13 protein-coding genes are annotated in these 13,894 nt (G+C 57.7%); 1 reads left to right on the top strand and 12 read right to left on the bottom strand.

Annotated features, from left to right (window positions below; all coding sequences use genetic code 11):
* Positions 1 to 31 precede the first annotated feature (31 nt).
* A complete protein-coding gene (locus tag VE009_RS18045) occupies positions 32 to 268 on the top strand; it encodes a hypothetical protein (RefSeq protein ID WP_325009995.1) in 237 nt (78 codons plus the stop codon).
* On the opposite strand, the gene VE009_RS18040 is transcribed toward VE009_RS18045, so the two are convergent.
* The 12 genes from VE009_RS18040 to recA all read right to left on the bottom strand — a co-directional run bounded on the left by VE009_RS18040 (position 265) and on the right by recA (position 13,845).
* Positions 265 to 1,365 (bottom strand): GerAB/ArcD/ProY family transporter, encoded by a 1,101-nt coding sequence (locus tag VE009_RS18040; protein WP_325009994.1) that lies wholly within the window; start codon positions 1,363 to 1,365, stop codon positions 265 to 267. The genes VE009_RS18045 and VE009_RS18040 overlap by 4 nt on opposite strands.
* 17 nt (positions 1,366 to 1,382) lie before the next feature.
* Positions 1,383 to 2,579 carry a Ger(x)C family spore germination protein gene (locus tag VE009_RS18035; RefSeq protein WP_325009993.1) on the bottom strand — a complete coding sequence of 399 codons (1,197 nt, stop codon included), beginning with the start codon at positions 2,577 to 2,579 and terminating at the stop codon, positions 1,383 to 1,385.
* Complete coding sequence (locus VE009_RS18030) at positions 2,576 to 4,072, bottom strand: spore germination protein (RefSeq protein ID WP_325009992.1); 1,497 nt, start codon at positions 4,070 to 4,072, stop codon at positions 2,576 to 2,578. The genes VE009_RS18035 and VE009_RS18030 overlap by 4 nt, the downstream gene beginning before the upstream one ends.
* Positions 4,073 to 4,293: 221 nt before the next feature.
* On the bottom strand, positions 4,294 to 4,860 hold the full coding sequence (gene pduL, locus VE009_RS18025; protein ID WP_325009991.1) for a phosphate propanoyltransferase: 567 nt from the start codon (positions 4,858 to 4,860) through the stop codon (positions 4,294 to 4,296).
* A gap of 113 nt (positions 4,861 to 4,973) precedes the next feature.
* Positions 4,974 to 5,840, bottom strand: coding sequence for a 2-oxoacid:ferredoxin oxidoreductase subunit beta (locus tag VE009_RS18020; protein WP_325009990.1), 867 nt, complete (start codon positions 5,838 to 5,840; stop codon positions 4,974 to 4,976).
* A 4-nt stretch (positions 5,841 to 5,844) separates the two neighbouring features.
* On the bottom strand, positions 5,845 to 7,581 hold the full coding sequence (locus tag VE009_RS18015; RefSeq protein ID WP_325009989.1) for a 2-oxoacid:acceptor oxidoreductase subunit alpha: 1,737 nt from the start codon (positions 7,579 to 7,581) through the stop codon (positions 5,845 to 5,847).
* A 188-nt stretch (positions 7,582 to 7,769) separates the two neighbouring features.
* Positions 7,770 to 8,720, bottom strand: a complete 951-nt coding sequence (locus VE009_RS18010) for a dipeptidase (RefSeq protein ID WP_325009988.1) — start codon at positions 8,718 to 8,720, stop codon at positions 7,770 to 7,772.
* Between the two features lie 126 nt (positions 8,721 to 8,846).
* On the bottom strand, positions 8,847 to 9,107 hold the full coding sequence (locus VE009_RS18005) for a stage V sporulation protein S (RefSeq protein WP_006286829.1): 261 nt from the start codon (positions 9,105 to 9,107) through the stop codon (positions 8,847 to 8,849).
* 212 nt (positions 9,108 to 9,319) lie between these two features.
* A complete protein-coding gene (locus VE009_RS18000) occupies positions 9,320 to 10,114 on the bottom strand; it encodes a TIGR00282 family metallophosphoesterase (RefSeq protein WP_325009987.1) in 795 nt (264 codons plus the stop codon).
* A gap of 146 nt (positions 10,115 to 10,260) precedes the next feature.
* Positions 10,261 to 11,802, bottom strand: coding sequence for a ribonuclease Y (rny, locus tag VE009_RS17995; protein ID WP_325009986.1), 1,542 nt, complete (start codon positions 11,800 to 11,802; stop codon positions 10,261 to 10,263).
* Between the two features lie 201 nt (positions 11,803 to 12,003).
* Positions 12,004 to 12,678: a RecX family transcriptional regulator gene (locus VE009_RS17990; RefSeq protein WP_325009985.1), complete on the bottom strand. Its 675-nt coding sequence runs from the start codon at positions 12,676 to 12,678 to the stop codon at positions 12,004 to 12,006.
* Positions 12,679 to 12,792: 114 nt separating this feature from the next.
* Entirely contained in the window at positions 12,793 to 13,845 is a 1,053-nt protein-coding gene (gene recA, locus VE009_RS17985) for a recombinase RecA (protein ID WP_325009984.1), read from the bottom strand.
* Between the last annotated feature and the right edge of the window lie 49 nt (positions 13,846 to 13,894).

Raw genomic sequence — 13,894 nt, 5'->3', positions numbered from 1 at the left:
CTATTCCAAAAAAACATCCTCGGGGGACGCCATGAAAATCTCGATCGCCTACATCGTTCTCGGTTTGTCGGCCATTGGTATGCAAGTGAGTCTTGACCTTTTTGGGGGGATGAAGCTCTCGACTTCGCTCCATATCATTGTAGAGGCGTTCTCGGCATCGACCGGAATAGAAAAGACGCTCATGGCGTTCACGATTCCGGCCCCCTTGTTCCCCGGGCTGTTCGCTTGGTTTACAAAAGGAAGTCGAAAACCGTTTCGCCGCGGCTAGCGGTATAACCCTAGCCGCTTTCGCGCGAGATGAACGACCAACAGCGCCCCCGGAATGATCACGCAAACGGGCAGCAATACATAGAAAATACCTGCTTTGCCTTCTTCCGCGTGAGCGGGATAACTCCATGCCGATATGATCGAAGCGTATAGCACGACGACGCCGACGGGCAGCGCGAGCGGCCGTTCGTCCGGCATCCGAAGCAGATCCGCCATCGTTGACATCGCGGCATAACAGTACACGGACATTTTGAAAAAAACGCCGATGATGAGGGTCAGCATCACGATTGCGTCCAAGCGCTGCATGAAATCCCCGATATTGACCATACTGATCGTCTGAAATAACGGAAAAGTCGCCCGTCCGTACACATCCGCTCCCAGTACGGCCACCTGCATGGCATGCGATAAGCACAGCAGGCCCCCGGAGAACGTCAGGGCGACGATACCGGTTTTTTCCGCCGACGTCTCCTTTTTTAAAAAAGGTATGATAGTAGCGAAGGCAAGCACCTCCCCGAACGGAAACATCCAAATATGCGGGTACGCCGCTTGAAAGACGCTGCCCCAGCCTTCGCCTTGGATCGGAAGCAGGTTATTGATGTCTACGAGGCCGGAGACGAACACCGCTGCGTTCCCGATCAGCCCCAGGGACAACATGATGATGAAATAAACTTGCCCCAACCGGGAAAATACTTCAAGTCCTTTATACAATACGTAAACGACTGCCGCGGCCATGACGAGATGGATCACGAAGAGCGGCGTTTGATCGTAAGCGGCCGTTACGAGCAAATCGCCGGCTTCCCTTAGGTTTCGGGAAGCTCCGTAAAGAAAATAAGCAACGTACATCAAGCTGACCGGATACCCGATAAACCGGCCGAGGATGTTGCGAATGCAGCCGCTCCAAATCGTCCTTGGAAATTGCCGAAGCAAATATGTATATAGTAAAAACAGCGCGATCCCCCCGGGAAGCGCGAGAAGGACGGACAGCCACGTGCTTTGTTTCGCCTCGAGTCCGATCGGAAGGACCAAAGCGGTGCCGAACTCGAACAATACGATCAGGTTCAACAGCTGACCTGGACTGATGACGCGGTTCTCTTTCACGGTTCCGCCCTCCTTTACTACAAATAAGACTTCAATCTCATTCCTGTCCGGCGCACATACGCCTCCACCTCGACCTCCACTTCGCTGTCCGCGAACGTCTTCGGCCAATCCCGTTTGATCTGTTTCCATACGTTCGGATATTGGCGATTCAAAGCGTCTCCGAAGCCGAATACGTCGATTTTTTCCTTTTGAGCGAGTTCGACCGCCTTTCGAATTTCCTTCTCCGTCTCTTTCGCCCATATATTTTGCAGCTTGACGATGGATTCGTGTTTGCCGAGGTCGATGTCGCAATGAACCTCGGTTACCGCCCCTTCTTCGCGCACATGAATTCGGAACGCCGGGCGCCCGCCGCGCATCTTTACGCTAACGTCGGTTACCGAATGCGTTAATTCAATGGAGGTGCCCTCGGGCTTGTCGCCGCAGGCGACGTCCATCGCGGTGCCTTTCATCTGATTCTTTATCCATAACATGCCTCTTGCCGCTTTGCCTTCCGCCCAAGCCTGCAATTTCCCTTCTCTGAAGAGCCCGATCCCTTTCATTTCTATGGAGGTCGGCAGCTTCGTCTGCGACGTATTTTTGCGGGATTGCCCCTCTTTCGGGTCCCCGATCATTTGAACGCCGCTGATCGCGATCCCGCCTTCCCCGGAAAAGCCTTTGATGATATCCATGATCTCGGTTTCGATATTTTGAGCGAATACGTCGGAGGAAACTTCCAATCGTTTCGCGATCCCGACCGCGGGCAAGTTTTCCAGCGGAGTGACGATGCTGAGCATCGTTTCCGCGCTCGCCCCTCTAGCTACGACGACCGGCGTATTCATTCGCAGCTCTCGGGAACGGTCGAACAAATCGAAAACTTCCTTTACGCCTTCCTTCGCCAAGTCCTCCCCCAGGATGAGCAGCTGGATATGGGAAAAAAACAGCTGGCGGGGAACCTTCTGGGTCGATTTCCGGAGCGCTCCGAACAACGTATTGTCGACGCCTGAATACACGGTGATCGGCATCGTTTGTCCGCCGCCGCCGCCCATCTTGCCCATGGAGATAGCGCCTGGATTGACGATCTGGAACGACACCTTGTACGTTCCCTTCTCCTCTCCCTTATCGATGCCCAACCCAACGACGATCGCTAATTCTGTTAGCTCTTTGCTGTTCCAGCAACCGGCAAGCGTCAGGGCGATCGCCGACAACATGACGCCGACGAAGCAAAGTTTCTTCATTTCGTTCCTTTCCCCGTCGAAGCGTCTTCAGCGGACATCTCGGAAGGCGGGTTCTGACGAATCTTATTTTTCAGGTGGAGGGATCGGGGGCGCTTGAACATCGACTCGAACGGGAACCGGAAGAAGGTATCCTTGTGATCGCCCGCAACGAACGGCCCCAGCGGGCTCATATACGGGACCCCGAAGGAACGTAACCCGCACATATGAGCAAGAATAAAAATGCTTATGATCGCGATACCGTAAAAGCCTAGAAACCCTGCGGATATCATAATGAGGAACCGCAGCAATCGGAACGAGAGCGCGATATCGTAGGACGGCGTGGAAAAGCTGGATATTCCGGTGATCGCCACGACGATGACCATCGCCGACGAGATGAGCCCCGCTTCCACGGCCGCTTGTCCGAGGACAAGCGCCCCGACGATCGATACCGCTTGACCGATGGCGCGCGGCATGCGAATGCCGGCCTCGCGCAAAATTTCGAATGCGACCTCCATGATGAGCGCCTCGACGAAGGCCGGGAAAGGAACGCTCTCCCGCTGCGCCGCCAAGCTGACTAGGAGCTGCGTCGGGATCATTTCTTGATGAAAGGTAATCGAAGCGATATAGATCGAGGGGCCGAATAACGAAATCAACAACGCCCCGTACCGCAAGAACCGTATCACCGACGCGACTTCCGGACGTTGATAGTAATCCTCCGCCGCTTGAAAAAACATGAAGAACGTGGAAGGGGCGATCAGGACGAACGGCGTACCGTCTACGAAAATCGCGACGCGCCCTTCCATCAAGCTGCCTACGACGGAATCCGGCCGCTCCGTGTTGAAGATCGTCGGGAACGGCGTCGCGCTCTGGTCCTCGATCATTTGCTCGATTTCGCCCGAACCCGAAATGTAGTCGATATTGATGATCTCTAATCTCTTCTTGATCTCCTGGACGGTTTGATCGTCGACGATATCCTTGACATACATCAACGCGATCGAAGTATGTCCTTGCTTGCCCAGCTTCATCGTTTCTACCCATAGATGAGGGGTTTTCAGTCTGCGGCGCACCATAGCGACATTCGTCCCGATCGACTCCGTGAACGCTTCCTTCGGGCCGCGAATGACGACCTGGGACGTCGGCTCCGACACGGCCCGTGTCTCCCCGCCTTGGGTGCCGCAAGCGAGCGCCTCCGTCTGTCCTTCGATTAGAATAAGCGTATACCCGGCTAACAAGGACAGAAGGAGTCCGTCCCAATCCGAGGCGATCTCGACTTGCCCCACCGTCAGCGCATTCGACCGAATGATGTCGAACGGTTTATGGTCTTGGGTCAGCCGGTTTAGTTCTTCTTCGTCCATATCGATCATCAAAGAACGGATTACATAACGATTCACGGTATCTTTATCTACGATGCCGTCCAAATATACGACGGCTACCTGCAGCCGATCGACGCCGAAATCGAAGCGCCGAACGACCAGGTCCGGGCTGTTTCCGATCTCGCTTTTGATTTGATGCACCGTTTCCTCCAACCGGGGACTCAGCGGAGCCTTTCCCCTTCCCCCGGACGTTTGTTCCGCCCCTTGCCTTCTATACAATTTCCCTTTCGAAAACATGGACGCCACCCCCAAGGTTGGTCGGAAAATCCTATGAATATCCTTTCACGGGCAGTGCCATTTTATTTACGCTTCATCTCCACAAAAAAAACGACCCCATCGCTGGGATCGTTGTCGGCTTGTCCTTACGGGACGATGACGCCTTTGTCGCCGGTTTTGATGCCGGCGGCGTTCGCCTCGTCGGTGTCGATATGCATATCGAGCGCGAACTGGTCGGAGACGCGGCAGACGACGTTCGCGAACGTCACGCCGCGTTCGCCCTCCGTCCGGACGCTGACGACCTGTTTGTCTTTGATGTTCATCCGCGCCGCGTCGTCTGTGTGCAGGTGAATATGCCGCGACGCCACGATGACGCCCCGGTCGATCGTCACTTCGCCTTGCGGGCCGACGATGCGGATGCCGGGCGTCCCTTCGATGTTCCCGGAGAGACGCACCGGAGCGTCGACGCCGAGGGCGAACGCATCCGTGCGTGAAATTTCAAGCTGCGTGCTGCCCCTCGCCGGGCCCAATATACGCACTTTATCGAAGCGGCCCTTCGGACCGACGACGGCGACCGTCTCCTCCGCCGCGAATTGGCCTGGTTGAGACAATGGTTTCAACACTTTCAATTCGTACCCGGCCCCGAACAACGTCTCGATATGCTCCGGCGCCAAATGAATATGTCTAGCCGATACCCCGATCGGTACTTCCAACTTCGTCGCCCCTTTCTCTTGCTTCCGGATCCGTTCCCGTCCTAGTTCAGTATGCGTTGCAAACGAAAAGGGCATACGGAGCTCGAGTCTCCGTACGCCCTTGCGCGTCTCGATTAGCGGAATTCCGCAACGAGCTTCTGGAATTGTTCTTCCGTGATCGTGAGATCCTGCTTCGCCAGCGCCTCCGGCTGGAAGCCTTTGACGAGAGCTTCGTACGGCTTCTTCGACTTGTCTTGGTAGATCAAGCCGCAGAGCATGCTGTTCGTCTCCATGATTTTCGTCATGGCCGCGATCCGGTTGGACGGATCGTAGTCCGTCTGCTCGTCGAGGTCGACGATGTGCTCTTTGAACCAGTCGTACGTGTTGATTTTGTTGAACGTGACGCACGGGCTGAATACGTTGACGATAGAGAAGCCTTCATGCTTGATGGCTTCTTCGATGAGCGCCGTCAATTGCTTGATGTTGCTCGAGAACGACTGCGCCACGAACGTCGCGCCTGCGGACAGGGCGATTTCGAGCGGGCTCAGCGTGCCCTCGATCGAGCCTTCCGGCGTCGATTTCGTCTTGAAGCCCTCCGCGCTGCGCGGGGACGTTTGGCCTTTCGTGAGGCCGTAAATCTGATTGTCCATAACGATGTACGTGATGTTCATGTTGCGTCGAATCGCGTGCACCGTATGGCCGAGACCGATCGCGAAGCCGTCGCCGTCGCCGCCCGAGGCGATGACCGTCAGCTCGCGGTTCGCCATCTTCAGACCTTGTGCGATCGGCAGCGCGCGGCCGTGAATGCCGTGGAAGCCGTATGCGTTAATATAACCGGAGATGCGGCCGGAGCAGCCGATGCCGGAGACGACCGCGAGGTTTTCCGGCTCGAGGCCGACGTTCGCCGCCGCGCGTTGGATCGCCGCTTGTACGGAGAAGTCGCCGCAGCCCGGGCACCAGTTCGGTTTGATGTTATTGCGGAAATCTTTAAATGTTGCCATACGTTTATAACAACTCCTTGCAGCCGGAATGAATTTCGGATGGCAGGAACGGCGTTCCGTCGTATTTCAGGAAGTTCTTCACTTTGTCCGCATAGCCGACGCGCAGCTTGATTTGATCCGCCAGCTGGCCGGTCGCGTTGTTTTCGACGACGACAACCTTCTTCGCCTTTTCGAGGTACGGCTGCACCAAATCCGTCGGGAACGGGAACAGCTGACGAACCGTCATATGGTTGCTCGTGATGCCTTCCGCCGCGAGGCGGCCGCGCGCTTCGTCGATCGTGCCGCCGAGGGAGCTCATGCCGATGATGAGGACGTCCGGCGTTTCGTGCGGCGCGTCGATGTGAATCGGGTTCGTGATGCGCACGCTCTCGAGCTTCTTGAGGCGCTTATCCATCATCTTCTTCCGGTTCACCGGGCTTTCGGACGGACGGCCTTCTTGGTCGTGCTCGACGCCCGTGACGTGGTGCAGGCCGTTCTTCATGCCCGGCACGACGCGCGGCGACACGCCGTCTTCCGTGAACTCGTAGCGCTTAAACAGCTTATTTTCTTCGAGCGCCGGCAGTTCGCCCGTCAGGAGCGCGCCGCGGTCGATTTTGATCTTATCGAGCTCGAGGCTTTCCGCCGTTTGCTTGCCGAGCGACAGCTGCAGGTCGGTCACGATGATGACCGGGCACTGGTATTTCTCGGCCAAGTTGAACGCTTCGATCGCATCGTAGAAGCACTCTTCGACCGTGCTCGGCGCGATGACGATTTTCGGAATTTCCCCGTGGGTGCCGTAGATCATCGCGTTGATGTCGGACTGCTCCTGCTTCGTCGGCAGACCCGTGGACGGACCGCCGCGCTGCGTGTCGACGATGACGACCGGCGTTTCGGTCATGCCGGCGAGGCCGATCGCTTCCATCATGAGCGAGAGACCCGGGCCCGCCGAAGCGGTCAGGGCGCGCACGCCGCCGTAGTTGGCGCCGATCGCCATCGTGACGGCCGCGATTTCGTCTTCCGTCTGGATGACCGTGCCGCCGAACTTCGGCAGCGTCTTGACGAGATATTCCATAATTTCCGAGGCCGGGGTGATCGGGTACGCCGGCATGAAGCGGCAGCCGCCGACGACCGCGCCGAGGGCGATCGCGTCGTTGCCGATCATGAACAGCTTCGCTTTGCCGTCGGAAGGCTCGAGCTGGAAGTCGCTGAGCGAGCCGCCCGCGAGTTCGAGAACGAATTCCGCGCCGCGGCGAACCGCTTCGACGTTCTTCTCGACGATGGCCGGGCCTTTGCGTCCGAATTCTTCTTCCACTGCTTTATTGAACACTTCCAGCGGCAAGCCGAGCAGCGCCCAAGAAGCGCCGGAAGCGACCATGTTCTTAAACAGGGACGTGCCGAGCTCTTCCGCGATCGCCGTAATCGGGACCGGGAACAACCGCGCGTCGACGCCTTCCGGCACGACGGGGTTGAATTTCGCGTCGGCAACGATGACGCCGCCTTTGCGAAGCTCGTGGGAGTTCAGGTCGATCGTTTCTTGGTCGAACGCGACGAGAATGTCGAGATCGTCCGAAATCGCTCGAATCGGTTTTGTCGAAATTCGAATTTTGTTGTTGGTGTGCCCGCCTTTGATCCGGGACGAAAAATGACGATAACCGTACAGGTAATACCCGAGACGGTTCAGAGCCGTCGAGAAAATCCGGTCGGTACTTTCTACGCCCTCGCCTTGTTGTCCGCCGATTTTCCATGACAATTGGCTAATCAAGAAAAGTCCACTCCTTTGGAGGCGAAAAATAGTGAAATGGGAAGTGAAACATGAAACACCGTTTCATTCTTTTGGTCAGTGTTTAGTGTATGACGATGACCATGAAAAAGCAAGTGCTTTCAAGCATCTCAAAATATAGTATTTTTCGATGGTTTTCATATCGAATCGAGATGAATCAAAGTTGTCCGCTACGGCAAATGGGCCTGATAATAGGATAACCAATTTTTCCTAAGAAAGCCCTCCGTTTGTTCCGCGGAATATCTTTTCGCCAGCGCCTCGGCGAGCGCAGGGTAGCCGCCCGGGTGTTCGAGCCCTTCCACCCATTCCTCGATCCCGTCGAAGTCGGAGCCGAAGCCGACATGATTCGCGCCGCCCAAGCTGCAAATGTGCTCGACGTGCCGCAGCACGTCGTCGATCGACGCCCGCTTCCCGTCGCTGCGCAGGAAGTACGGCACGAACGTAATGCCGATCCGGCCGCCCGCCGCGATCAACGCCCGGATTTGATCGTTGGACAAATTGCGGGGATGGTCGCACAACGCCTTCGCGTTCGAATGCGATGCGATCGGCGGGCGCCGAGCGGTATCCAGCACCTCCCAAAATCCTTTCACCGACAAATGGGATACGTCGAGGGGCATGCCGAGCCGGTCGCATTCGGCGACGAGGCGCCGCCCCGCGGACGTCAGTCCCCCGCCGCGCGGTTCGCGGATGCCGTCCGCCGCCCAATTCGCGTTGTTCCACGTAAGGCCGAGCGTCCGAACGCCGAGCGCATGAGCGATGCGCAAATACGCCAGATTGCCCTCCAGGCCGTCCGCCCCCTCCAGCGTAAGCATAGCCCCGATTCGCTGCTCGCCGGGGCGCAGAAGCACGTCCACGTCGGCTCGCGAGCGGATCGGCAGAACGTCGGGGCGGGAGGCGATGCGCTGCTGGAACGCGTCGATGCTCGCGAGCACCGCCTCGAACGGTCTCCCCTTCCAAGCGCCCGGAATGAAAATCGCGAACGCCTGCAGCTGGACGCCTCCGCTCTTCAGCCGCCTCGCGGTGACGTCGAGCCTCGGGTCGTCTTCGAACCGGATCTCGGGCTCCAAAATGATTTTGCTCAATGCGTCGCAATGCAGATCCCATACGTTCAATGTTTCCACGCACCTTTCCGTATGATTCGCCTCGCGGCGGAGCGCGCTCGAGCGCAAAAGAAAAAAGCCTCTTAGAAGAGGCTATGTCTGCTCGTCTTATGATGTCGGGATGCTCGTCCCGGATAAGTACGTTCGTTACCGGGGCTCAACGATCAGCTTGATCGCCGTCCGGTCTTCCCCGTCGATGACAATGTCCGTAAAGGCCGGGATGCAAATCAAATCGACGCCGCTCGGCGCCACGAAGCCCCGGGCGATCGCTACCGCTTTGATCGCTTGATTTAAAGCTCCCGCGCCGATCGCTTGCAATTCCGCCGCTCCCCGTTCCCGCAACACCCCTGCCAATGCGCCTGCCACCGAGTTCGGGTTCGATTTGGCTGATACTTTTAATACTTCCATGGATTGGACCTCCTCGGGAAAGCTTCATCATTCCGGTTCTATGTATATTCGCGTTCTCCGGAAATCATTCCTTCTTAAGGAGGTTTATATTTCAGAATTATATAAAGTTTTCTGAATAGTTCCACATGGAACAATATCTATCGCGCGGGGATGTTGCTAATCGCCGAAATATGTCGTATCCCGTCGTTTCGCCTGCGCCGGAACGAACCGCTTCAGTGCATCTTGAATTCGCCTTCGTAAATGCGAATCGTCTTGATCGACGTCGCGAGTCCCGTCGTATCGTCGATGTTCACGACGACGCCGTGGAACTGATATTTCCCCTCGTCCGCGATGAAGCGAACCGGCAGCTGCGTCAGAAACTTGCGTATGACCGCTTCGCGTTCCATCCCGAGGACGCCTTCCCGCGAGCCGGTCATTCCGACGTCGGTAATGTACGCCGTGCCGTTCGGCAGCAGCTGTTCGTCGTTCGTCTGAACATGCGTATGGGTACCGACGACCGCGGACACTTTGCCGTCCAAATACCAGCCGATCGCGATCTTCTCCGACGTCGCCTCCGCGTGCACGTCGACGAACACCGCCTTCGGCCGCTTCTTCGATTTGTCGAGCAGCTTGTCAAGCGTTCGGAACGGGCAGTCGAGCGGCGGCAGGAACGCGCGGCCCATCACGTTGATCAGCATCAACTCTTTGCCGTCCGCCTTCAGCGTCACGGTCCCTTCCCCCGGCGTCCCGGCCGGGTAGTTGGCCGGGCGAATGAGCCTCGGCTCGTCGTCGATGAACTCGAAGATGTCTTTGTTATCCCATGTATGATTGCCCATCGTAATGCCGTGGACGCCCTGCTCGAAAAATTCATTTGCGATTGCCGCGGTGATGCCCTTGCCTCCGGCCGCGTTCTCGCCGTTCACGATGATGAAATCGGGCCGATGCGCCGATTTTAGCGCGGGCAAGTTTTCCTTCAGCGCCCGTCGTCCCGCCGATCCGACGATATCGCCGATAAACAATACTTTCATGGTGATCCCCCGTCTCGAACCGCCGCGCGCTTGCTCCGCCGGCGGGTTGGTGTATGTAGTTATGTAGTATGCCTCAAGAACGTCCCAAAGAAAAGGAAAGGCTGCCCCAGTCGATGAAGACTTTCGGGGCAGCCGCCTTGCACGTATTATTTTGCGTATTCCACTGCGCGGGTTTCGCGAATGACCGTGACCTTGATATGTCCCGGATAATCGAGTTCGCTCTCGATTTTCTTCGTGATATCCCTCGCGAGGCGGAACGCCTCCGCATCGTCGATTCGATCCGGCTGCACCATGACGCGAATTTCGCGTCCGGCTTGGATGGCGTACGATTTCTCGACGCCCTCGAACGATTCGGAAATTTCCTCGAGCCGCTGCAAACGCTTGATGTACGTTTCGAGCGTTTCGCGGCGCGCGCCCGGACGTGCCGCGGACAGCGCGTCCGCCGCGCCGACGAGCATCGCGATGACCGACGTCGCTTCCGTATCGCCGTGATGCGATGCGATACTGTTGACGACGACCGGGTGCTCGCGGTATTTCTTGCCGATTTCGACGCCGATCTCGACGTGAGATCCTTCGACCTCGTGGTCGAGCGCTTTGCCGATATCGTGGAGAAGTCCGGCACGCTTCGCCAGCGTGACGTCCTCGCCCAGCTCTCCGGCCATCAGGCCGGCCAAGTACGCGACTTCCATCGAATGCTTCAGCACGTTCTGACCGTAGCTTGTACGGAACTTGAGGCGACCCAGAATCTTGATCAGATCCGGATGCAGCCCGTGTACGCCGACTTCGAACGTCGCTTGTTCGCCGTATTCGCGAATGCGCTCGTCCACTTCCTTGCGCGATTTCTCGACCATTTCCTCGATCCGCGCCGGGTGAATGCGGCCGTCCGCGACGAGCTTCTCCAGCGCGTTGCGGGCGATTTCCCTGCGGATCGGATCGAAGCCGGATAAAATCACCGCTTCAGGCGTGTCGTCGATAATGAGGTCGATACCCGTGAGGGTTTCCAACGCGCGAATGTTGCGGCCTTCGCGGCCGATAATGCGGCCCTTCATCTCTTCGTTCGGCAGCGATACGACGGATACCGTCGTCTCCGCGACGTGGTCCGCCGCGCAACGCTGGATCGAAAGGGTGATGATTTCCCGCGCCTTCTTATCCGCCTCTTCTTTCGCTTGCTGCTCGATTTCCTTCATCATCTGAGCGGCTTCCAGGCGCACTTCGTTCTCGACGTTATTGAGGATCATCTGTTTCGCATCCTCTTGCGTGAGGCCGGAGATGCGCTCGAGTTCCTCTACTTGCTTGCGGTAGAGAGCGTCGATCTGCTGCTGCGTTTCTTCCACGCGCTTCTCTTTGTTGGCAAGCTGCTCTTCTTTCCGTTCCAGTGAATCCAGTTTCTTATCCAGCGTTTCCTCTTTTTGCAGTAACCTTCGTTCCAGTCGTTGAATTTCGTTGCGACGTTCACGAATGTCTCTTTCGGCCTCGGTGCGAAGTTTGTGAATCTCGTCCTTCGCCTCCAAGACCGCTTCCTTTTTCAGCGCCTCGGCTTCTTTCGAAGCATTATCGAGAATGTTCCGAGCCGCTTCTTCTGCGCTCGAAATTTTGGCTTCGGCAAAGGACTTGCGAATAAGGTAACCGATCCAAAAGCATGCTGCGCCAACAAGGAGAGCGATGATGGCTGTGATCAACCAGTGCATCCAGTTCACCTCCTCGTTGCCACACAACGATTGAGCTTCAGGGTGACGGCCCAATGATGTGCTCGTATTGAGTTTGTTTGACGTTGCCCTCGTAACAAATCCTGTCTCTAGTTCTCGCGCGTTCGTGAAGAATTGGCGAAAAAAGAAAGTGAATATACTAGTTCATTGTAGCTGTGGGTAAAGAATATTGTCAAGCAACGACTACTCCCAGTCCCATTCATCGTCGCTTCCGTCCGCGCCGGAAGCCGTCTGCCGCACCGCCTCGCGCACCGCGCCGGCGGAAAAGCCGCGCCGCGCCAAATAGGCGTACAGCTTTCGCTTCGCGGCAGCGGGGTCGTCCCCCGCGCCCAGCGTTCGCCATCGTTTGCGCGCGACGGCGAGCGCCGCGGCGGCTTCCTCGCCGGCGTCGATGGAGCCGACCGCTTCCTGCACCGTGCTCTTGTCGACGCCCTTTTGCAGCAGCTCCCTGCGAATCCACTGCTTCCCTTTGCTCTGCAGCTTCAGCCGATCCTCCGCCAGCGTGCGGCTCAGCCGCTCGTCGTCGACGTAGCTTTGAGCCCGAAGCCGTTCGACGCAGGCGTCCACCGTATCCTCTTCGTAGCCTTTGCGGGACAAGTAACCGCGGATTTCCTTCTCCGACCGGAGCCCGCCGCCCAGCCATTTCACTACCTTCGTATACGCGTCCTGCCGCTCCTCGTCCCGAACGATGTCGGCGAGCCGATCCGCCGTAACGACCTGTCCCTTGAACAGCCGGTATTTCATCAGCACGTCTTCGTGCACGGCGAACGCGAACTGCTCGTCGACAAACACGTTATACCGCTGCCTCTGCTTCTTCTGCCGCTCGACCGACGTGACGACGCCTTCTTGCCGTTCCATCGCCGTTCCCCCTTCGCCGTTCCGCCGCGGAAACGCAACCGGCACCCGGCGTCGGCCGGGTGCCGGAGATGGCGTTTCCGCTATGCGTGAGTATGCTTACCGTTCGAACGATTCTTACGCTTCCGCTTCCTCGTCGAAATCGTCGTCGTCGTCGCCGCTCGAGACGCCCGGAGGCAGCCCCGCCCCGACGACGGTCAATTCGCGCACCTTCTTCTCGATCGTCTCGGCGATCGCCGGATGATCCTTCAGGAACTGCTTCGCGTTCTCGCGGCCCTGACCGAGACGCTCGCCTTCGAACGAGAACCAGGCGCCGCTCTTCTGGATGATGTCCAGCTCCGTGCCGATGTCGATGATGCTGCCTTCTCGCGAGATGCCTTCGCCGTACATAATGTCGATCTCCGCTTGCTTGAACGGCGGAGCGACTTTATTCTTGACGACCTTGATCCGCGTCCGGTTGCCGACCATATCGTTGCCCTGCTTGATCGTCTCGATTCGACGCACTTCCAGACGAACGGACGAGTAGAACTTCAGCGCGCGGCCGCCCGGCGTCGTCTCCGGGTTGCCGAACATAACGCCGACCTTCTCGCGAAGCTGGTTAATGAAGATCGCGATCGTCTTCGACTTGCTGATGGCGCCGGACAGCTTCCGGAGCGCCTGCGACATGAGGCGCGCCTGCAGGCCGACGTGGGAGTCGCCCATCTCGCCTTCGATCTCAGCCTTCGGCACGAGCGCCGCGACGGAGTCGACGACGATGATGTCGACGGCGCCGCTGCGGACGAGCGCTTCGGCGATTTCGAGCGCTTGCTCGCCCGTATCCGGCTGGGACAGCAGCAGCTCGTCGATGTTGATGCCGAGCTTCGCGGCGTATACCGGGTCGAGCGCGTGCTCCGCGTCGATGAAGGCCGCTTGTCCGCCTTTCTTCTGCACCTCGGCGATCGCATGCAGCGCGACCGTCGTCTTACCGGACGATTCCGGCCCGTAGATCTCGATAATCCGGCCTCTCGGGAAGCCCCCGACGCCGAGCGATATATCAAGCGCGAGCGATCCGCTGGACACGGTCTCCACTTGCATATGTGTGCTTTCCCCAAGCTTCATAATCGAACCCTTGCCGAACTGCTTCTCGATCTGGCGAAGGGCCATCTCCAATGCGGCTTTCCGATCGCTCACAATGAACACTTCCTTTTCTCTGATACTTGTATGATACCTTCTTTTCGCT

The organism is Paenibacillus sp. (genome assembly GCF_035645195.1).
GTDB lineage: Bacteria > Bacillota > Bacilli > Paenibacillales > YIM-B00363 > Paenibacillus_AE.
Note: the sequence above shows the minus strand (reverse complement) of the source record. Positions and strands in the feature narration are given on the sequence as shown.